General features: G+C 59.4%; 13 protein-coding genes. 4 read left to right on the forward strand and 9 right to left on the reverse strand.

Going from position 1 to position 21,688, the window contains the following annotated elements:
• Positions 1-63: 63 nt before the first annotated feature.
• Positions 64-1,098, forward strand: a complete 1,035-nt coding sequence (locus BBIA_RS09790; protein ID WP_033494466.1) for a glycosyltransferase family 2 protein — start codon at positions 64-66, stop codon at positions 1,096-1,098.
• Between the two features lie 108 nt (positions 1,099-1,206).
• Here the strand turns inward: BBIA_RS09790 and BBIA_RS13900 are convergent, their stop codons facing one another.
• From BBIA_RS13900 to BBIA_RS09830, 8 genes are all read right to left on the reverse strand, one after another.
• A complete protein-coding gene (locus BBIA_RS13900; protein WP_081892246.1) occupies positions 1,207-5,355 on the reverse strand; it encodes a glycosyltransferase in 4,149 nt (1,382 codons plus the stop codon).
• 8 nt (positions 5,356-5,363) lie between these two features.
• Complete coding sequence (locus tag BBIA_RS09800) at positions 5,364-7,154, reverse strand: glycosyltransferase family protein (RefSeq protein ID WP_033494467.1); 1,791 nt, start codon at positions 7,152-7,154, stop codon at positions 5,364-5,366.
• Between the two features lie 28 nt (positions 7,155-7,182).
• The gene (locus BBIA_RS09805; protein ID WP_033494468.1) at positions 7,183-8,394 is read right to left on the reverse strand and encodes an ABC transporter ATP-binding protein; all 1,212 of its coding nucleotides are present in this window, start codon (positions 8,392-8,394) and stop codon (positions 7,183-7,185) included.
• Positions 8,395-8,415: 21 nt separating this feature from the next.
• Positions 8,416-9,234, reverse strand: a complete 819-nt coding sequence (locus BBIA_RS09810; RefSeq protein ID WP_238548490.1) for an ABC transporter permease — start codon at positions 9,232-9,234, stop codon at positions 8,416-8,418.
• Positions 9,235-9,475: 241 nt separating this feature from the next.
• Positions 9,476-10,378, reverse strand: a complete 903-nt coding sequence (rfbA, locus tag BBIA_RS09815) for a glucose-1-phosphate thymidylyltransferase RfbA (RefSeq protein ID WP_033494470.1) — start codon at positions 10,376-10,378, stop codon at positions 9,476-9,478.
• 163 nt (positions 10,379-10,541) lie between these two features.
• On the reverse strand, positions 10,542-11,990 hold the full coding sequence (locus tag BBIA_RS09820; protein WP_033494499.1) for a sugar nucleotide-binding protein: 1,449 nt from the start codon (positions 11,988-11,990) through the stop codon (positions 10,542-10,544).
• 152 nt (positions 11,991-12,142) lie between these two features.
• A complete protein-coding gene (rfbB, locus tag BBIA_RS09825; protein ID WP_033494471.1) occupies positions 12,143-13,165 on the reverse strand; it encodes a dTDP-glucose 4,6-dehydratase in 1,023 nt (340 codons plus the stop codon).
• A gap of 65 nt (positions 13,166-13,230) precedes the next feature.
• Entirely contained in the window at positions 13,231-14,781 is a 1,551-nt protein-coding gene (locus BBIA_RS09830; RefSeq protein ID WP_081892248.1) for a DUF2142 domain-containing protein, read from the reverse strand.
• 161 nt (positions 14,782-14,942) lie between these two features.
• Between BBIA_RS09830 and BBIA_RS13465 the strand changes: the two genes are divergently transcribed.
• The 3 genes from BBIA_RS13465 (at position 14,943) to BBIA_RS09845 (ending at position 19,693) form a co-directional block, all read left to right on the forward strand.
• Entirely contained in the window at positions 14,943-16,274 is a 1,332-nt protein-coding gene (locus tag BBIA_RS13465) for a tyrosine-type recombinase/integrase (protein WP_051923959.1), read from the forward strand.
• Entirely contained in the window at positions 16,271-17,245 is a 975-nt protein-coding gene (locus BBIA_RS14600) for an Ltp family lipoprotein (protein ID WP_152600578.1), read from the forward strand. Before BBIA_RS13465 ends, BBIA_RS14600 begins: the two co-directional genes overlap by 4 nt.
• A gap of 342 nt (positions 17,246-17,587) precedes the next feature.
• Positions 17,588-19,693: an InlB B-repeat-containing protein gene (locus BBIA_RS09845; RefSeq protein WP_033494473.1), complete on the forward strand. Its 2,106-nt coding sequence runs from the start codon at positions 17,588-17,590 to the stop codon at positions 19,691-19,693.
• Positions 19,694-19,910: 217 nt separating this feature from the next.
• Here the strand turns inward: BBIA_RS09845 and BBIA_RS09850 are convergent, their stop codons facing one another.
• Positions 19,911-21,251, reverse strand: coding sequence for an RNA-binding domain-containing protein (locus tag BBIA_RS09850; protein WP_033494474.1), 1,341 nt, complete (start codon positions 21,249-21,251; stop codon positions 19,911-19,913).
• Positions 21,252-21,688 lie beyond the last annotated feature (437 nt).

A 21,688-nucleotide genomic window follows, 5' to 3' on the forward strand; every position in this document is an offset into this window, starting at 1 on the left:
GCAGAAGCTATGCTGAAAGAGTCCACACCAAACCGCACAACAGAAAAGTCCGAAGGAAGTCCCATGCCAGCGCAGCCGTCCCCTCTCGTGTCCGTCATCGTGCCGGTGTACAACGCGGAACGCTACCTGCCGTACTGCGTGGATTCGATCCTCGGCCAAAGCCACGCGAATCTCGACGTGATCCTCGTCGACGACGGCGCGACCGACCGCTCCCCCACGATCTGCGACGACTATGCGGCGCGAGACCCGCGTGTCACCGTCATCCACCAGACGAACGGCGGCATCGCCAAAGCGCAGAACGCCGGCCTGGACGCGGCCCGCGGCGCGTACGTCGCATTCGCTGACAACGACGACATCCTCGACCGGCGCAACATCGAACTGCTGCTGCACGCGATCGAATCGACCGGCGCGGACATGAGCAAGGCACGATGGCGCCAGTTCGGTGTCTCCCAGCTCAACGACGTAACCGCCGAAGCGCGGCGCGGCGCGGACGATCCGAGCACGATCACCGTGTTCCGCGACCCGCTGCGCGCCTACCAGACCGTGTTCTGCAAGACCCTGCGCCTGCTCGGCGACCGGCTCGGCCGACGCACCGAAGCGCGCTACTTCAACGAGGCGAACTGGTGCCGCCTGTACCGGCGCGAACTGTGGGACGGCGTGCGCTTCCCCGAAGGCATGTACGCGCAGGACGTGATGGTGGCCGGCAGGCTCTACGAGCGCATGGGCAAGGTCGCCGACATCGACGCGACACTGTATTTCTGGCTGCAGTCCGCCGGTTCGGTCACGCACCGCGAGCGCAGCGCCGCGTTCTACCACGACAACGTGGAGGCCGGCATCGTGAACTTCCGCCTCGCGCTCGCCGCGGGCGTCACTCCGGCCCGCAGCTACTACACGATGGTCGAGCAGCTGGGCGAGGCTGCACATGCGTCGGGCGCGGACGAGCCGGAGGCCCGCCGGATCTGCGAGGGCGATGCCCGCCGCGTGCGCGAGCTTATCGCCGAGCTCTCCCCGGCTCAGCGCTTCGCATGCGCGGCCCGCTATTGCATCCGACTTGCCGAAAAGCACGTGTATGATCTCAAGGTCAAGAACATGCGCTAAGCAACGGCATACGCAAATATGCAACGGGCCGTGACGACGCAGCGATCCAGTACTGCGTCGTCACGGCCCGTTTCCCGTTTTTACCTGCCGGTTTTGTCCGTCAAGCCGTCAGGCCTTGCGAATGCCCATGTCGCCCCCAACCCGTGTCAGGTTCGGGTTGTAGTACGGGTCGTTGTCGATGATCGCCGCGTACTTGTCGCGCATTTTCTGGGATTCGCGTTCGAGGCGCTCAGCCTTCTTCTGGTCCTTCACGTCGTAGCCGCGCGTGACGGATTCGAAATGGTACAGTTCGGCCTGATGCGCAAGCACGTTGTCCTTGCCGAGCAGGTCGTGCACTCGAATGCACAGGTCGACGTCGTTGTATGCCACGTCGAACGACTCGTCGAAGCCGTTCACGGCCCAAAAATCGTCCGCCTTGATCATGCAGCAGGCCGCAGTGACCGCGTAGTAGTTCGCGTTTTCCATGAGTCGGCCGTATCGTCCGATCCAGTTGCGCGGAGTGCCGACGAGTACGTGGCCCGCCACGCCGCCGAGGCCGAGTACCACGCCGGCGTGCTGGATGCGGTTGTTCGGATAGCTCAGCTTCGCGCCGACCATGCCGACGCGGTCGAACTGGCACAGGCTCACCATGACGCTCATCCAATCGGGCGCGATCACCTTCGTGTCGTCGTTCAGGAACAGCAGGTACTTGCCGTTCGCCTTCTTGGCCGCCAGATTGTTGATGCGAGAGAAGTTGAACGGAATGTCGATGCTTTCGACGCGGATCGGATGCGCTTCGCCGGCCCTGCGCTTGAGCTGCTCGTACAGATCGAACATCTTCGGGTTGGTGCTGCCGTTGTCCGCGATGACGATCTCGTAGTTCGGATACGTGGTCTTGTCGAGGATGGACGTGACGCAGCGTTCGATGTTGTCGTAGCCGTTCTTGGTCGGGATGATCACGGACACGAGCGCCGGCTCGGCGATGTCGTAGTCGACGTCGTAGATGCCGTTGAGTTCGGACGTGACGACCTTGCCGGCGATGCCGCGACGTTCCAACGCCGATTCGAGCGCCTTGCGACCTGCGACGAACGCGTAGTTCTTGGAATGCGGGTCGGATGCGGTGGACGTGGCCAGCATGCGCCAGTGGTACAGCACCTTGGCGATGTGCCGAATACGCGTCTTGTCGGTTTTCTCAGTGAAGCGCAGCACGAGATCATAATCCTGCGCACCCTCGTAGCCGGGTCGGAATCCGCCGATCTCCTCGACGATGGAACGCCGGTACACGCCCAAGTGGCTGATGTAGTTGGTGCTCATCAGCAGGTCGGGCGACCAGTCCGGCTTGTACGTCGGATCGCTGCGGTGGCCATGATCGTCGATCTTGTCCTCGTCGGAGTAGATGAGGTCCACGTCGGGATGCTCGTTGACGCATTTGGCGACCTCGTACAGGGCGAACGGCGGCAATTCGTCATCGTTGTCCATGAGCACCACGTAGTCGCCGGTCGCGATTTCCAGCGCCGAATTGGTCGCGCGCGAAATGTGGCCGTTCTTCTCGCGGAACGTGACCTTGATGCGCGGATCGGCTTCGGCAAGCTGCTTGAGCAACGGGCGCACGCGCTGGTCGGTGGAGCAGTCGTCGGCCAGGCACAGCTCCCAGTTGGTGTAGTACTGCTGCTGCACGGATTCGACGCAGCGCTTGAGCCACTGCGGTTCGACGTTGTACACGGGCACGACGATGGACAGCAGCGGCTTGTGCGTGAATCCGTTGATGTCGGCGCGCACTGCGGTTTCGTCGTAGTTCTCGGTCGCCGCGATGTGATCAAGGTAGGCTTTGCGTTCCTGCTGCGGGCGGATGTAGCGGTCGCGTACGAGCTGCAGGATGGCCTTGCGGTCGCGAGCGGCGCGGAAGGCGGCGCGGGCCAGCTTGTAGATCGGAGAGCGTTTCTTGACCTGAGCCACTTTCACGCTGTCGTCGAGCGGAATCGTCTTGCTGTCCGCGGAGGCGTCCAGCGCAAGTTCTGGCTTGTCACCCGGCTTGACGGTGCAGGTAATGTCGAAGCCGACCTGCGTTTTTTCGGGGATCATGAGCATGTGGCTGACGTCGAAGCGCACCGAACGGATGATGTCCGCGTCGATGTCCTTGCCGTTGACCCGCACGGCGACGCCGACTTCGTCGTTGCTGTTGAGGTCGGCCGCCCAGCCGCGCACGGTCAGCGTGTCTTCGCCGTCGCCGTGTTCGCGGGTCAGTTCGTCGATCGAATACGTGATGCCGGACGCGGGGGCGGCGTTCTCGTCGTCGTGTTTGCTCGGCGGGTAGTATGCGGCCGCGAACGGATCGGCGAGCTGCTTGTGCGCGGAGCAGTAGTCGCGAATGTCATGCTGCGCGATGTCGAGTGGCTGCTTGTGCGAGTCGCGGAACAGCGCATACGGATCGAACAGCGCGGTGCGACCGTTGGCGGCGCGCAGTCGCACGCAGTAGTCGATGCCGCGCAACCCGCCGGCCAGGGACCGGTCGAATCCGCCGAGTTCGAGGAAGTCGGCGGCGCGCGTGGCGAGGCAGTCTTCGGTGGCGGAGAAAACGTCGCGCGGCAGCACGGTGCGGAAGTAGTAGCCGATGCCGGTGTCGAGGTCGCCGCGGGCCTCGAACGGGTCGCCGGAGCGCAGCGCGCGCAGCGTGACGCCCACGTTGACGATGCGCTGCTGCGGCGTGACGACCTTGCCGGTCACGACGCCGATGGTCGGGTCGGCGAAGAAGTTGAGCATTTCCTTCAACCAGCTGCCATTGTCCGGCTGGATGCCGTTGAGGAACACGACGTATTCGGCGTTGCTCTGCTTGAGGTACGCCGTCACGTCGGTTGTGGACGCGTTGATGAAGTCGCACTGCGGATAGTCGGTGGTGCGCTTGACGCGTTCGGCGCCGTCGGCCGAATAGCCGGCCATGATGATGCCGACGCGGGGCGAGTCGGCGTGCGCGAAGTCGCTTTTGTACGTGCCGAGATTGTCGAGCATGGTCACCTTGGCGGTGATGCCGCGGCGCTCGTACGCGGCTTCGAGCGCACGGCGGCCGGCCTCGTACGCGTACATTTTGCTGCGCGGATTACCGGCCACCGACGTGGCGATGGTGCGCCAATGGTAGAGCATCTGCGGGATGTGCGCGACGCGCCTGGCCTGTTCGGTGGCGCGAAGCACGAAGTCGTAGTCCTGGCTGCCGTTGAATTCGGAGCGCAAGGGGCCGACCTTGTCGAGCAGCTCGTGGGAGACCACGGTGAAGTGGGTGATGTAGTTGTGGCCGAGCAGTAGGTGCGGAGACCAGTCGGGCTTGAAGAACGGGTCGAAGCGTTGGCCTTCTTCGGAGATCTTGTCCTCGTCGGTGTAGAAGAAGTCGGTTTCCGGGTGGCGGTTGAGTTCCTTGACGATCTCGTGCAGGGCCTGCGGGGCGAGTTCGTCGTCGTTGTCCATGAAGCCGATGAGATCGCCGGTCGCCAGTGCGATAGCCGAATTGGTTGCTTCGGAGATGCGCCCGTTTTCGGTGCGGAACGTGACTTTGATGCGCTTGTCGGCGGCGGCCAGCTCTTCGAGCACCGGACGCACATGCGCGGCGCTGGAATGGTCGTCGGCGATGCACAGTTCCCAGTTGGAGTACCACTGCTGCTGCACGGATTCAACGAACCGGCGCAGCCAGCGTTCTTCGACGTTGTACACGGGCACGACGATGGACACGAGCGGTTTGACGGTGAAGTCGCGCTGTTCGGCGGCGGCTTGGGCCGCGGTGCCGCGTTCGTTGTCCTTGATCCACTGGCTGTAATAGTCGACGGGCGGGTGGATGCGGTCGTTGATTTTCTGCGCGGCCTTGCGCCAGCCTTCGGCAGTGAGCAGCTGCGCGGCGATGCGGATGAGACGACGTTCGGCGTCTTCCTTCTTCTGACGTTCGAAGGAATCGCTGATGGCCGTCAGGTCGAGCGTCTGCGTCACGTCGCCCGCGGATTCGCGGAAGATGATGTCGAACGTCGTGTCCGTTTTCGGCACGTGCAGTTCGAAGCCGATGCCGTTCTCGTCGTCGAAGTCGAACTGTCGTGCCACGTCCTGCCTTGGCAGCGGCGTGATCGTGCCGTTCGTACCCTCGGGCAGCACGATTTCAAGCGCCTGTTTGCGCACCAGGTCCAGGGACCAGCCGCGCAGCACCCATTCCTCGGTGCGCGCACCGTCTGCCTCCGTGCGGAAATCTGTGGCGCAGCTTTCCACTTCGGCGCGGTAGCTGTAGTTGTCCAGAATGACGTACATACCTACTCCTACTTACTCTTCTTGACGCTGCGAATCGCGGCGCGCAGCCGCTCTCCGAGCTTCCACCATTTCGATTCCTCAATGTCGCGTATGTGCCGTTCGGCAAGCTCGGCGTGCCGTTCGGCTTCGGCCAGCCGGCTCTGCAGTAACGCCCGATCCTCTGCCTGCCTGGCGTCCCGTTGGCGCAGCCGATCGAGCATACGGTCCACGATCTGCCCTGATGAGGTCATGCTCAGCACCGTGGCGTGCACGGTCACAGTTCCCGTCCGTCCCGGCGGCAGCGTCAGCAGAATCTGCGGGTCACCGGAAAGGAACACGTACTCGTCATCCGTCTCATGGAACGCATTCGATTCGACCCGGCACAGCGCACGGTCGACGCCTTCGATCGCAAAGCCGCTGACCGTGCAGGGGCGTTCGCCGTAGTCGATGCGGATATGGCCGGCGCTGTCGGGGCCGATCTCGAACGAGACCTGCCTGGTGAGCGGCAGGGATTGCGTGAGCCCGCTCGCGTGGAATACCCCGTCATCCGACGAAAAGACCTGCACGTGCTGCGCGTAGAAGTCCCGGTCGGGTTTGACGTTCTCCCGCCGTTCAACGGTGAAGTCGGCGTAGGTGCGCTGCGCCTGGGCCAGATACTCGACCATGTCGGCTGTCAGGGCAGGCCGCTCGTACGCCTCGGTTTCGATGCGCGCGAACAGGCGGTCCATCACCGGCACGATGCCGTACCGGTTCACGAAGTCGGCGCGATGCGCACGCTGCCATGCACAGGCCCGATCGTAGCCGTTGGCGATATCGTCGGCCAATACGGCCGCGTCCACGACGCGCACGCCGGCGGCCTGGTTGCGGGCCTCGGTCAGATAGCGCGAATACGGTTTCATACGGCCGGAGAAGTTGTAATGATCCGCGGTTTCGAGATTGTCGTCGTTCAGATAGCCCGGACCGCCGAAATGGTCGTACACGTATACCGGAATGCCCGCGACCAGACAGTACTGCACGGTTTTGCCGATCGTGATCACGCAGTCGTAGCGCGACAGCAGATCGACCGACGTGATGCGCGAACCGCCCTCGATGCCGGCGACCTCACGCAGATAGTCGACCCGGCAACCGCGCGCGGCCAGTTCGTCCGCCGCGGCGACCACTTCGCCGGGAGCATGGTTCGACACGACAAGAACGCGACGGGGGCCGGCATGGCCGTCGTCGCGCGTCTCACCACCGTCGGCATCGGCCGGATCATGGTCGGCGTATTCAGACGGCGCGGGATTCGGATACACCATCACGCGATCGTCGTCCGGCGGCAAAAACGCGGACTGCGACTCCATCGTCTCCGCCGAATTGAACACGCTCATCGATGCAACCGCCGGCTCCAAGCCGCGCAGGTACGGAAACTCCATGTACAGCTCGCGGAACGGAGACATGTGCGAGAACACGAAACGGCATCGCGATCGCTCCCCCGCCGTGGCCGACGCATCGGCTCCACCGGCGCTTCGGCCAAGATCACGGATCACCGACTCGGGCAGCACCTCGTGCTGCACCCAGATCACGTCGAAATCAGCGACGTGCAGACCATCGGCGGCGGGATCGGACCGCAGCACCACGCGGAATCCCTCGGACCCGACGATCGAGCGCATGGGATCGTCGGCCTGCCACGCGAACAGCGTCACGTCCGCACCCTGGCTGCGGAAGAAGCGCGCCAGTTCAACCGCCTGCACTTCGCTGCCGCCGATGTTCGCCAGCACGCTCTGCGTGATCAGGACGCGCCGCGCGGCGAACGAGCCCCGCTCTCGAGTCAACGATCCCATCGGTATCTCCCGTCTGCCGCCGACCTGCTCAGTCCACGGTGATGTTCACATGCGGGTGGGTGAGCACCTGATTGTAGAACCGGTCCTTCTTCACGCCGAACTTGTACACGTTCTCCTGCTTGAGCAGCAGCTCGTAGCCGGATGCGGCGGCGATGTTGATGTGATAGTCGCCGTACGGCAGCACGTTCTCGATCTCGAAGCGCACCTGATGCCTGCCCTTGGAGAACGTCATGTGCTCGTCCTTGACCTTCGTGGACGTGGCGACCGAAACGCGGCCCTCCTGGTCGATCAGGTTGATCGCGAAGACGCCGTCCTTGATGTCGCGCTCGCATTCGATGTTCGCGGTGACGACGAAGTCCTCGTTGATGTCGATGAGCTGCTGCTCCTTGCCGTCGATGGTGACGTTGATGGAGTCGAACTTGATGCCGTTGCCGGTCTCGAGCTCGACCTTCTTGTTGTCTTCGACGACGGCCTGCTGCTGCTTTTCGAGGAACATGTTCGAGTATGCGTTGGCGACCTCGTCGGGCTTGCCCATCTTGGTGATCTTGCCGTCTTGGATGAGCATGGCCTTGTTGCAGTACTTGCGCACGTCGCCCATGGAATGGGTGACGAGGATGATGGTCTTCTTCTCGCGCTTGGCTTCGAAGAAGTAGTCCTGGCACTTCTTCTGGAACGCCTCGTCGCCGACGGCGAGCACCTCATCGAGCACGAGGATGTCGCCCTTCGACTTGATGGCCACGGAGAACGCGAGGCGCACCTGCATGCCGGACGAGTAGTTCTTGAGCTTCTGCTCCATGAAGTCCTCGAGTTCGGCGAAGGAGACGATATCGTCGTACATAGCGTCGATTTCCTCGTGGCTGAAGCCGAGCATCGCGCCGTTCAGGTAGATGTTCTCGCGGCCGGTGAGCTCGGGATTGAAGCCGACGCCAAGTTCGATGAACGGCACGAGCTTGCCGTTGACCTGCACGCTGCCGGAGTTCGGGGTGTAGATCTGGGAGATGATCTTCAGCAGCGTGGACTTGCCGGAACCGTTCTTGCCGACGATGCCGAAGAAGTCGCCCTTGTTGACCTCAAAGGAGATGCCTTTGAGCACGTGCTGCATCTTGTAGCCGGTGGTGCCGCGCACGAGGCTGAACAGGGCGCTTTTGAGCGTGCTCGTGCGTTCGGTGGGCAGTCGGAAGTCCTTGGTGACGTCGGTGACGCGCAGGGCGACGTTGTCAGGCAGAGTGTTGTTCGGCATGATGGCTGTTGCTCCTTTCCGTCACACCAGTTCGGCGAAGTTCTTGGCTTTGATGGTGAAGAAGTGCAGACCGCCGATGAAGATCAGCACGCACAGCGCTACCGGCACCAGACCGACCCAATGATGCCCGTAGGCCTGCCAGATCGTCGGGTTTTCCGGCGCGATGAGCACGTGGCGCGCGTCCTGGATGATCTGCGCCACCGGGTTGAGGTACATGAGCTTGGACACGTTCGCTCCGGCCCGCGTGGTGACCAGCGAGATCGGGTAGATGATCGGGGTGGCGTAGAAGCCGGCCTGCATGACGACCTCCCAGATCGGGTTGAGGTCGCGGAAGTCGACGAACAGCGCGCCGAGGAAGAACGCTACGCCGGTGGACAGGATCGCCAGCTCGAGGAAGATCGGCACCATCAGGAACGCCTCCCAGCGCAGGTGCACGCCGTTGATGAGCGAGAAGATGAGCACGACGACGAAGTTGATGCCGAAGTTGATGAGCGCGCTGGCGACGGCGGACAGCGTCACCGCGTAGCGGGAGAAGCTGATCTTGCGCATGAGGTCGCCGTGATTGACGACCGACAGCATGCCGCCGGTCGTGGCTTCGTTGAAGAAGTTCCACATGATGATGCCGAGCAGCAGGCCGACAGAGAAGTGCGGCACGTCCGCGCCGAACTTGAGGAACCGCACGAACACCATGTACATGATGGTGAACAGCATGAGCGGTTTCAGAATCGACCACAGGTAGCCGAGGGCCGACTGCTGGTAGCGGAGCTTGAAGTCGGTGCTGACCATGGCCTTGAGCAGCAGGCGGTTCTTCCGCGTGAAGATCTCCATAATGTTATTCACAGGCACAACTCCTCATTGCACGATAAACCCGTATATCCTACCAACTCAAGCTGATATTCCCTGCGGGTTCACACATTCAACACATGCGTATCAGTTCTTGACCGGTCTTGTGGTCCGTCTTTGGATTCGGTTCAATTACCTTGTCGGATGTCGATCGTCATGGCTTTATGGTTCCCGGCTCCTCGTGGCAGAGGAGCCGTCACGTCGCACTCGTATCGCATCCGGTAAGGCACCGATTTTGTCAGTCTTCGCGGCGGGGTTTGACGATGAACTTGCCGTTGGCGACGTCTTTGAGGTGTTTGCCGTACGGGCTCTTACCGTACTTGTCCGCCGCGACCATGAGCTCGTCGCGCGTGATCCAACCATTCTCGAACGCGATCTCCTCCGCCACCGCGATCGGCAGGCCCTGCGCGCGCTGGACCGTGCGCACGAACTCGCCCGCCTCGTACAGACTATCCATCGTGCCCGTGTCCAGCCACGCGTACCCCCGGCCCAGGGTCTGAACGTTCAAGGACCCGTCCTCCAAATACATGCGATTCAGATCCGTGATCTCCAACTCACCACGAGCCGACGGCTTCACTTGCTTCGCGTAGTCGACCACACGCTCGTCATAGAAGTACAAACCCGTCACCGCATAATTACTCGCCGGATGCTCCGGCTTCTCCACAATACTCACGGCCTTGTTATCCTCGTCGAACTCGACCACGCCGTAACGCTCCGGATCATCCACATAATAGCCAAACACCGTCGCACCACCACGCGACGCCTGCGCGACCGCGTTACGCAACGTACGCCCCAAACCATTACCGTAGAAGATGTTGTCACCCAACACCAAAGCACACGGCTCGCCCGCAATAAACTCCTCACCAAGCAAAAACGCCTGAGCCAGACCATCCGGGCTCGGCTGCACCTTATACGAGAACGTGACACCATACTGCGAGCCGTCACCCAACAAACGCTCGAAATTCGGCAAATCCTTCGGCGTCGAAATGATCAGAATGTCACGAATACCCGCCATCATCAACACGCTCAACGGGTAATAAATCATCGGCTTGTCATACACCGGCAGCAACTGCTTCGACGTCACCGTCGTCAACGGATACAACCGCGTACCCGAACCACCCGCCAAAATAATACCCTTCATACCAGCAGCACCGCCTTCCCGCGACAAAACGAACAACACTTACGTGAACAACCACCAGCATAACCACACACCAGCAAATACACGAAACCGCACGGCACACGCCATGCGGTTTCGCGCTGCGACACACGCCACCAACCACAACACGACCAGCGGCAACACTCGCTTACTTGGCGAGCTCCCTGTCGATATACGCGGCGAGGTTTTCCTCCCAATCAGCAGGCGTATAACCAGCCCGCTCGATCTTGCTCAAGTCAAGCGCACTGTGGACCGGACGCGGGGACACCGGATTCTTCGCATTCGCGAAATACTCAGCAGTCGAGATCGGCTTAACCTTATCCCCATTACCGTTTGTCTTGTTGAACACGGCAGCAGCGATCTGAGCCCAGTTCTTCACCGCACCGGAACCGGTCAGGTTGTAGGTACCGTACGGCGCGTGGCTGTCGAGCAGGTGGAAGATCGTCTCAGCCATATCCTTCGTGAACGTCAAACGACCAAACTGATCGTCGACCACGGTCACCTGGTTTAATGCGTCGTTCTCGTCCGCCACACGGTTGGAGAGCATCATCATCGTCTTAACGAAGTTGTGACCTTCGCCAATCACCCAGCTGGAGCGCAGGATATAGTGCTCGGGCGCGTTTGCCACGGCGATATCGCCGGCGGCCTTGGTCTGACCATACACACCCAACGGCGCGAAATTCTCGGTCTCCGTATGCTGTTCGACCGTGCCGTCAAACACGTAGTCGGAGCTGACGTGCACGAGCGTAATGTGGTGATCCTTGGCAACGCGAGCCAACAAGGCCGGTCCCTGCGCGTTCGCCTTCCATGCGATCGGGCGACCTTCAGCAGTTTCAGCCTTGTCAACAGCCGTGTACGCGCCAGCGTTGATGATCGTGCCATACAGGCTCCAATCATACTTGTCGTACGCGGCCGGATCAGAGAAGTCGAATTCGTCGATATCGGTGTATTCGAAGCCCTGCAGATTGTGTGCTTCCGCGTACGCGCGGATTGCGTGGCCCAACTGGCCGTTGCAGCCGGTCACCAGCGTGCGCTTCGGAGCCATCGGCTTAGCGTCCTTGAGCATCGGGTGGTGCAGGTCAGCCTCAGAACGCTCGGATTCCTCCAACGGAATCGGCCACTGAATGTTCAACTCCGGGTCCGCGAGGTTCACGAACGTGTACGTCTTCTTCTGCTCGAGACTCCAGTGCGCGTTCACCAAATACGTGTACACGGTGCCGTCTTCGAGCGCCTGGAAACTATTACCCACACCACGCGGCACATAAATCGCCTTCGACGGGTCCAAACGCGTCGTAAACACCTGACCGAAAGTGTCACCCGGACGCAAATCAACCCACGCACCAAAAATCGAACCAGCAGCAATGCTGATGTACTTGTCCCACGGCTCCGCGTGAATACCACGCGTCACACCCTTCGTGGCGTTGAAGCTGATGTTGTTCTGCACCGGGCCGAAATCAGGCAAACCCAACGCAGTCATCTTCGCACGCTGCCAATTCTCCTTAAACCAACCACGATTATCACCATGCACCGGCAGATCGAACACCAACAATCCCGGAATATTCGTCTTAGTGACCTTCAGTTCCTTCTCAAAATCCATATCTTTTTCGTCCTTGTCGCTCATCGATATACATTGCCGCTTTCCTACGGCAACCGTCTCCGCCACTAACAACCAAGCGCGGCCACGCGCAGCATGATTGAGGGAGAGAACCCACGATCTACCTTTCGCGTACTCTCTCCCTCAGTCGAAGATCACTGGCCCTGAGCCTTGTACTTGGCTTCGGTCGCGGCCTTGGCCGGCTCCCACCACGCACGGTTCTCGGTGTACCAGGCGATCGTCTGCTCCAAACCCTTCTGGAAATCAGTATGCACCGGCTTCCAACCAAGTTCGGTCTGCAGCTTGGTCGAGTCGATCGCGTAACGACGATCGTGGCCCGGACGATCCTTCACCCAATCAAAATCATCAGGATCCTTGCCCATCACGGTCAGGATGTCGCGCAGCACGGTCAGATTATTCCGCTCACCATTCGCACCAATCAGATACGTCTCGCCGATACGACCCTTCGTCAGAATCGTCCACACACCAGTAGAATGATCATCCGTGTGGATCCAATCACGCACATTCGAACCGTTACCATACAGTTTCGGCTTCAAACCATCCAGAATGTTCGTGATCTGACGCGGAATGAACTTCTCCACATGCTGGTACGGACCATAATTGTTCGAACAGTTCGAAATCGTCGCACGAATACCGAACGTGCGATGCCAGGCGCGCACGAGCAGATCGGAGCTGGCCTTCGTGGAGCTGTACGGCGAGGACGGATGATACGGGGTCTCCTCAGTGAACTTCGCCGGATCATCCAACGCGAGATCACCGTACACCTCATCGGTACTCACGTGATGGTAGCGCACATCGTACTTGCGGCAAGCCTCGAGCAGACGGAACGTGCCCTCAACGTTGGTCTTGAGGAACGGCTCCGGGTTGGCAATCGAGTTGTCGTTGTGCGATTCGGCCGCATAGTGCACGATCGCATCATGCCCGGGCACGATCTTGTCAAGCAGCTCCGCATCGCAAATGTTGCCATGCACGAAATCAACACGATCACCAAGAATCGCCTTGATGTTCTCGAGGTTACCCGCGTAGGTCAATGCATCCAGCACGGTGATGTGCACGTCAGGATGATTGTTGTACACGTAATGAACGAAATTCGAACCAATGAACCCACAGCCACCGGTCACAATGATGTTATGAGGAGTAAACACTTCTTCAGCCATAGCCCCACATGATACCGGGAGGTAGGGGCATCCGGGCGGCTTAGGAGTCACGGCACGGAAGACGCTCAGAATACCATGAACAGGCTCAGACCGTAGTAAAAGTGCATCAGATTGGAGAACATCACCATCATCAGCACCAACCATATGATCAGCGCAACCGTAAACACAGGAACCCCAGATTCGGCCAGTGCAGACGACTCGTATCGTTCATCCACTTCCGGCTGCCGAGGCGGCGGGATCAAAGCCACGATCGCAAGCAGCAGGGGCACCAGTATCGGCAGGAAGTACCGTGCCTGCACGCCGCTGATCAGCGCATTGCCCGGCACATCCCAGTACATGTACAAGGCCGTCGCCACCAACACCGAACAGATCACGAACAGGCCGATGCACGCGCCGCACAGGCACAGTCGCTTGCGCCACGAGTATCGGGCAAAATCCCGCACGGCGGTACACACGGCGATAAGCAACAGCAGCACCGCCAGCCAGCTCGCGCGCCACCGAACGGACTGATCCATGACCGCATTGTAGGAATTGACGTTCAGCACGTCCATTCCGGCGGCAAGCGTCAGCAGCATCTTGCAATAGCGCCAAGGATGCGACAGCACGAAAGCCTTCTGCGCGTCGGGATCCGTGGCCCGCGCAAACATAAGACCGCTGTTCACGGAATCGACCGCAGCATACCATAGTAGAAAACAGGCCGCTCCCACAGCCATTGACACTCCCCACACGGCAGCAACCCGGCACGTGCGCATGTTGCGGTTCAGCAGCGGAACCAGCAGCAACAACACGATAAGAGGAAAATACGTCATTTTCACGAATCCGAGCAGCACTCCCAACACGCCGGTGAAGATGAGTTCACGCCATGTCGCAGGCTTGTCGCATAGCGACAATCTCAACACGGCAGCGACGAACAGCACGCATACCGCGATGGTCATGGTGTCCGCCGTCACGCAGGAATTGACCACCAAGATACTCGGCAATAAACCAACTGCAGCAAACAACCATTTACCGACGGGAGTCATGGCAATAGCCGCAGACCACGCAAGGCAATAGAGCAGCACGCCGCCGATTCGCGCCGCAACAACTCTCCATTGCACGCTTCGTGTGGCAACGGATGCGATTTTATAGCCGATTATTTGAGGCATATATAGGAATGGCGAATTGGTAACGGTATTGGAGAATACTGCGGCTTGTTTTTGGCCGCTTACCGTATCTTCGGGGCGTTGCTCATCGACCCAAAACGGAAAGGCGAAATGCTTGTCGCCCTGTACGCGAAGCCTCCAATAATTGGTGGATACATACTGCTTGAATCCGGAATCAATATAGCCACCCTGATCGGTCAGGGTTTTCTCCGACGTATCCTCCGTATACGCATGCCCAATGGTTCGGTCGAGCGAATCCCACGATTCCGTAACGGTTTCGGAAAGCAACTGCCCATCGCCGATCTGCTGCATCCGGTACAGGTGCGTAGGTTCATCGGGGCCTGCGGCAACCGGCGTCAGGATGGCAAGACAGAGCATAACCGCAACGGAAAGCACCAAAAACAGCCATTGCGGGGTCCTGAACATACGACTGGCCGAGGCACGGCGATGGCACGGTTCAGCTCCTTCAACCATACGGTTCAGTGTAGCCTCGTCCAGGCCTCAATCGGACTGATCAGGGCATTGCTCGCTCTCACCGAACCGACACTCTGCACCGATTGCGGAGGACAGCTCTTGGCGTCATCGTGTCCCTATCGTGTGCGAAAACGCACCGATACGGCGACCAAGGAGGGTATATGCCGAATGTATGGATAGACGATCTCTGGTTGAAAACCGACCATGGAACCCCGCCCACGCCCGAGGCGAAACGTGCGCTGGCGAACGCGCACGACCCGTTCAAGGCGAAAGTGGACGAGCGTTGGAGAACCACGCGATACGGAAACGGCAAACGTTGGCGGTGCCGCTGGTACGTGACGTCCGACGGCGAACGCCGGCAGCGGTCCAAATCGTTCGCCAAATGGGCTGATGCGGAGGCGTTCCGCACGTCGCTCGAAGACGATATCCGTCAGGACAAGTACGTGGATCCACGCGCGTCGCTGCGACTGTTCCGCAACGTGGCCGAACAGTGGCTACGATCGAAGAACAATCTGACCGACGGCGTGCGCGCAAAATACGAGTGCGAGCTGCGGTTCTACGTGAATCCGAAATGGGGCGACGTATCGTTGCGTTCGATCGACGAGGACGCGGTGGCGCAGTGGATCGCCGATCTTGCCGCGGGCAGCTATCCGACCGGAGGACCGGCCGGTCGCGCAGTGAAACCGCTCTCCCCCAGATCGATCAAAAGCATCGTCAAGGTCGTGTTCGCGGGCGTGTTCGATTATGCGATCGCGCAACGGTATCTGCTGCGCAATCCGGCACGCGACGCGTCCGTGCCGCGGCCGCAGCATCAGGACCTCGTGTATCTGGACATCGGTCAGATCGAACAGCTCGCCGCCGCGGCGGAACGCGTCGGTCGTCCGGTCGACGCGCTGATCGTGCGATTCCAGAGTTACGTCGGCACGCGCATCAACGAAACGTTCGCATTGCAGGTGAACGATCTGGACTTGCAGACCGGGCACGCGCGCATACGGCGAACGTGGAAGAACAGCGCGAAACGACAACAGATCGGGCCGCCGAAGTCCGGACGGCCGCGAACGGTTGCGATTCCGAAGTTTCTGATTCCGGCACTGGCCGAGCTGGTCGAGGGCCAGTCGGGCACGGCGTTCGTGTTTCGCGGCGCGCGCGGAGCGCACATCAACGACCACAACTGGAGGCGGAGAATCTGGCGGCCGGCCGTGAAACAGGCGGATCTGCAGGATATGCCGCATCTGACGCCACACACGCTGCGGCATTCGTACGCGGCGATCGCGATCCGCGCCGGCGCGGACATCAAGGCATTGCAGCAGCAGATGGGGCACGCGTCCGCCAGTCTGACGCTCGACGTGTACGGGTTCATGTTCGACAACCGTTTGCAGGAAGTCGCCAATGCCGTCGACAGCGAACGCGCGTCGGCGCTGCAAAGCAGCGCGAATTCCAGTACAATTATGTGCGTTGATGATTCTACGGCGAATCTCGACGAGCAAGTATGAAGAAGGTTGATATGAATAAATTATCGGAGAAAATTCGCAAGTATTGTGCCATAGGCATTACCACGGCAATGCTGTCGGCAGGCATTGCCGTCACGACTCCTTCAACCGCGTTTGCGGCAAGTCAGGGCGCGCAGGAAATGTACCGTCTGTACAACCCCAATTCCGGTGAGCATTTCTATACGGCTTCAGAAAAAGAACGAGATAATCTGGATTATCAAGGCTGGCGCTATGAGGGCATCGGATGGATCGCGCCGATCAAATCCAATACGCCCGTGTACCGTCTGTACAATGCAAACGCAGGCGATCATCATTACACGATGAACGCCGGCGAGCGCGACAGCTTGGTGCGTTCCGGCTGGCGATACGAAGGCATCGGCTGGTATTCCGACGATTCGAAGTCCGTACCGCTGTACCGCCAGTACAATCCGCACGCGCGAGCCGGTGCACACAATTACACCACGTCGGCTTCCGAACGTGATTCGCTGATTCGCTCGGGCTGGCGAAACGAAAGCGTGGGCTGGTATGGTTTGCGCGCCACCACGTCGCAGATCAATGCCTTGAAAAAGGCAAAAAGCTATCTATCGTTTTCTGCTTTCTCCTACAAGGAGCTGATCGGGCAGCTTGAATACAACAAATTCTCGACGGCGGATGCAACATGGGCCGTCGACAGGTGCGGTGCCAACTGGAACGAACAGGCTGTAAAGAAGGCGAAATCTTATCTCAGTTTCAGTGCCTTCTCGTATAACGAGCTTGTGGAACAACTTGAATACAACAAGTTCACTCACGAACAAGCCGTATACGGCGTCAATCAGACTAAAACAAACTGGAATGAGCAGGCCGTAAAGAAAGCCCAATCATATCTTAAATACATGTCCTTCTCCCGCGATGAATTGATTGAACAACTTGAATACAACCAGTTCACGCACGAGCAGGCAGTATACGGCGTCGATCATTCCGGAGCAAATTGGTAGACGCTCCAATACTGATCTTGCCGCAATATACTAGTTAAATATCTGGGGTTATTCATTCTCGATATCGGGAATGAATAACCCCAGATATTTTTCATACATGAACTTACACCTTGTTCTAACTCCCGCAAGCAACCAATAGATACTCTCCCCTCCCCACTGTGATTACTCCACCGAGGTCCATCCTCCCACCCGACAGCTCATCTTGAATCCGCGGTCGTGTCTGGTCGTGTCTCGAGCCACGATTCGCTTGATTCCTGCAATCGTTGAGACCTTATCCGCCAACGGTTTGCATCATGCACTGCTCCTGGTTGTCTTCTAGCCCTAAAAGAAAGGTTCCTGAAGATGACAGGAAATGCTAAGGTTTGGCGCGCGCCGCTCGCTGGCCTCGCTTCCGTCGCGATGATCGCGACCATGGGCGTGACCGCGTTCACGGCTTCCGCTGCCACGACTACTCCGAAGGTCACGTTCGTGGCTGCGAACGGCACGAAGACGGTCCAAGAAGGTACCGAGGTCAAGCCTGAGTGGCTGAATCCGAGCAAGACGGAAGATTCCGCTGTTACCGCAACTGGTTGGTACACTGCTGCTGGCATTGGTAACGGTACCAAGGTGAAGCCGGGCACGAAGGTCTCCTCTGACGTGACCTACTACGAGCACTACAGTGCTGACGTGTGGAACGTCTCGTTCACTGGTGAGGGCCTCGATGGTGTCGAGGAATACAAGAACGATGGCAACCCGTTTGAGACTGAGGTTGCTAAGGGCGATAAGCTTGCTGCTTGGCAGGTTCCGACCGATCACCAGGGCGATAGCAAGCTGGTTGACGGCTGGATCGCGACCGACGAGACCAAGACCATCAATCCTTCCGAGGGTGATCTTGCCGATTACGCTCGTCTGAACGAGAACAACATTGTGTTCAAGTCCAAGGTCGAGGCTGCTTGGACCGTCACGTTCGACCGTACTGATTTCAAGGGCGAGCGTTGGAACCAGGCTGATGCCGATGCTCCTGCTGCTATTGATGTGAAGAAGGGTGCGAAGTTCTCCGATTACGGTACCGTTCCGGAGTTCGTCAACGCTACCGGCGATCGTATGGTTGCTTCTTGGAAGGCTACTGCTTCCGATAAGACCGCGTTCGATCCGTCTGCTGCGGTGAACGCTTCCGTGGTGCTGCACCCGGCTTCTTCCTCCAAGTTCTACACGGTCACCCTGCATTATGCGGATGCCGCTGGTGCTGACGAGACTGTCAAGTCAGTCAAGGTTGTTGAGGGTACCACGCTGGCTGCCCCGACTGCTCCGACCCGTTCTGCTACTTCCAACTTCGAGTTCTCGTTTGGCGGTTGGTACACCAGCCAGTCCTACGCGGATGCTGCGAAGTACAACTTCGCTTCTCAGGTGACTGCCACCTATCCGAAGGATCTGTATGCGAAGTGGAACATTTCCAAGGTGAAGGTTTCCTTCTACCCGGGTTACGGCGAGAACAAGCCGACTGAGAAGTGGTTCGCTAACAACGACCAGTTCACCGTGCCGGAAGTCCCCGCTCGCGAGGGCTTCATCAGCAACGGTTACGTGAACAAGACCACCGGTGAGTCTGCTTCTAACGGCGAGGGCTACCTCGTTCGCATCAGTGGCCAGACCAAGTTCGGCTTCGACGCCAAGGACAACGACGCGGATACTCTGCTGCACTACGTGACCTCTGATGGTGACAACAACGTGAACAAGACCAACCGCCTGTACGCTTCCTATCAGGTGGATTGGGATGCCTACGAGGATCACCTCGCTTACGTTGAGGGCAAGGTTGACGTCAAGTCGAACAACGGCTGGTTCACTGCTGATTCCTACAAGACGTATGTGAACGCGTACAAGACCCAGTACCTGCCGGCCAAGACCAAGGCCACCGAGAACGGCATCAACAAGGCTGAGTACGAGACCCTCCTCAAGCAGCTCAACGCCCTGCAGTCCAAGCTGGTCGAGGTTGCTGACACCACCCTGTTCCGCGTGTACAACCCGAACAACGGTGACCACTACTTCACCGATAACTACGCGGAGCAGTCTGCTCTCGTTCGCATCGGTTGGAAGGCTGAAGGCGCCCCGTACAAGGTTGTCTCCAAGCGTGAGCGTACGGTCGTCATCAACCCCGGCACTCCCAAGGCTGACACTGATACTGTCAATGCCAACTTCGGTACTCCGGTTTGGAGCGCTTACAACCCGAACACTGGTGAGCACCTGCTGGTCTTCGAGGCTGAGGCTAACGCTCTGGTTAACGCTGGTTGGGTCAAGGAAGCCATCAAGTTCTACACCGTTAAGGGTGGTACTGAGAAGGTTCTTCGTGTGTACAACCCGAACACGAATGGTCCGGCCCACCTGTACACCAAGGCTTCCGAGGCTCGTGGCCTCGCCAAGCTCGGCTGGAAGATTGATAACAACGCCAAGCCGGTGTTCAACCTCAGCAAGTGAGCAATCGCCCACTAACCTAAAAGGCTGAATAGTTAAAGGCTCCCGTCCACTATGGGCGGGAGCCTTTTTGATTATTGTTGGTTCTGTTTTCCGTGTCGGAAGCTTTTGCCGTCGGTCTGGATGGGGTGGGGCTGACGTCTACTATGAGCGTGACTTTGACGGCGAATGCGAGATGAGGGATTTTTCGGCATGGGACGGTACGCGAATCATGGTTGGGTTAACCTTCCACGTGCTGTCCGTCGACGGCGCGGAGATATCGCGTATTGCGGCCCGAACCGTGTTTTTCGATGAGCCCTTCCGCGAGCAGGCTGCGCAATAGTTTGCCCGCGCCCGCGCGTGTCAATCCGGTTTCCTGTTCCACCTCGCTACGGGCTGTGCCTTCGGGGCGTCCAGCGAGTCGTAGGGCGGTTCTCCGGTTGAGAACGGGCGTCGATGCTTCGGCTGAAGCGGATGACAATGGCGTGGTGTTCTCTCGGGCCAACGGACGAGCTTGAGGATTGTGCGAGGGGAGCACGAGCTTGAACGCGTTGTCGCTGATCTCGAACGTTGGTTGGGTGGGACCATCGTGGTAGTCGTCAAGGATTTTGGGAATGCCGGTCCCGTACGCCTCGACCCAACGTAGCCGGTACAGGACGGCCGCGAGCCGGGGATTGCGCTGCAGCGAAGTGCCGAGCATCATGTCACCCTTGGTCATGCCCCGTGGCAGACCGCCGAAGTTCACGAATTCCATGCGATCATCGAACACGCTCACCAAAGCCGGCCCCGAGAACGAATAATCCCGATGCACCACCATGTTCAGCAATGCCTCACGCACCACGGCCGGATGGTAATCGCGTTCGTCATGCCGCTGCAACGATCCGTCGAACGTGGAACGCGTCGAGTTGAACCGGCCAATGTATTCGGCCACGCCGCGGAACTGCGCGAACAACGATCCGGAAAACTCCTGCCTGCTGGCGAACGTGAGCTTGTCCGTCCCCTCGAACACGGCCGCTTTGACCGACGTTGTGCACTGGTCCGACAGTAGCCATGCCAGATTTGTGTACAAGCCGTCCCCATTCAGCAGTCCCAAAGTCCTCCGCTCCCGCGAACCGAACGGAACATCCGCCTCCCCGAACACACGGGACGCCTCCCCGAACGTGAGATCCTGATCGACGCACGCGGCCTCCTCGAAGGAAAAACGCGGCACGCCCCGCAGCATCTCCAGAATGGCCGGCTCGGTCGCCGGGATCGACCCAGCCCCCAAACGCACATACACGCCAGCGGGACGCGGCCCCTTGTCCCGCAGATAATACGGACGATCCACGCCTGGCCTCACCTCCACCAGCACGATCATCTTTCCGCCACACTCCTCCGGGCGAATGTCCACGAAACGCGCCAGATCGGGGCTAATCCCATTGCTGATCGACTGCATCGCACGAAGCATGCACCCGTCAACGTCCGCCACGCCCATCACCGAACCATCGTCGTCCACGCCGATCTCGATCAGCCCGCCACCGGAATTCGCGAACGCCACCACGGTCTTCTTCGCACTGTCATTCCAATCCAGCTTGAACTCCAAATGCTGTCCCTCACGAGTCAACCGCCCACGCCTCCGTACTTCCACCCTTATGCCACTTTTCTGCTACCAACACATAAAAAGTAGCAGAAAAGTAGTACATGAGAAGCAGAAAACAGCGCGGACGAAAGAAACCACCGCCGCAACATATCACCGGAACCCATCCGAGCGCCAATCCCAGTGCGGCAAGCCTCACAACCCGCGCACAGGGATATTGCGAACATTGTCAGTCCGGTTTCCTCGAATCATCAACGCATCCGGGACGTGAATCGGGACCATGCCTCGCATTCCTTATCTATCCCGAGGACGGTATAAGCGAGGAATGTCGTTGGACCCGTGCCGCCAGACGGAACCACCATTCCTTCTCTCCCAGGAGCCGCAATCGTGTCCATTCGTGTCCAGAACCATGGTCCGATCGATTTTCTCGAGTGCGAAAACTC

Origin of the sequence: Bifidobacterium biavatii DSM 23969 (assembly GCF_000741165.1) — a bacterium.
Lineage (GTDB): Bacteria > Actinomycetota > Actinomycetes > Actinomycetales > Bifidobacteriaceae > Bifidobacterium > Bifidobacterium biavatii.

Bases quoted from the DNA above. Each gene is read 5' to 3' on its own strand.
- BBIA_RS09790 (WP_033494466.1), top strand. From the start codon at position 64: ATGCCAGCGCAGCCGTCCCCTCTCGTGTCCGTCATCGTGCCGGTGTAC.
- BBIA_RS13900 (WP_081892246.1), bottom strand. From the start codon at position 5,355: ATGTACGTCATTCTGGACAACTACAGCTACCGCGCCGAAGTGGAAAGC.
- BBIA_RS09800 (WP_033494467.1), bottom strand. From the start codon at position 7,154: ATGGGATCGTTGACTCGAGAGCGGGGCTCGTTCGCCGCGCGGCGCGTC.
- BBIA_RS09805 (WP_033494468.1), bottom strand. From the start codon at position 8,394: ATGCCGAACAACACTCTGCCTGACAACGTCGCCCTGCGCGTCACCGAC.
- rfbA (WP_033494470.1), bottom strand. From the start codon at position 10,378: ATGAAGGGTATTATTTTGGCGGGTGGTTCGGGTACGCGGTTGTATCCG.
- BBIA_RS09820 (WP_033494499.1), bottom strand. From the start codon at position 11,990: ATGGATTTTGAGAAGGAACTGAAGGTCACTAAGACGAATATTCCGGGA.
- rfbB (WP_033494471.1), bottom strand. From the start codon at position 13,165: ATGGCTGAAGAAGTGTTTACTCCTCATAACATCATTGTGACCGGTGGC.
- BBIA_RS09830 (WP_081892248.1), bottom strand. From the start codon at position 14,781: ATGGTTGAAGGAGCTGAACCGTGCCATCGCCGTGCCTCGGCCAGTCGT.
- BBIA_RS13465 (WP_051923959.1), top strand. From the start codon at position 14,943: ATGCCGAATGTATGGATAGACGATCTCTGGTTGAAAACCGACCATGGA.
- BBIA_RS14600 (WP_152600578.1), top strand. From the start codon at position 16,271: ATGAAGAAGGTTGATATGAATAAATTATCGGAGAAAATTCGCAAGTAT.
- BBIA_RS09845 (WP_033494473.1), top strand. From the start codon at position 17,588: ATGACAGGAAATGCTAAGGTTTGGCGCGCGCCGCTCGCTGGCCTCGCT.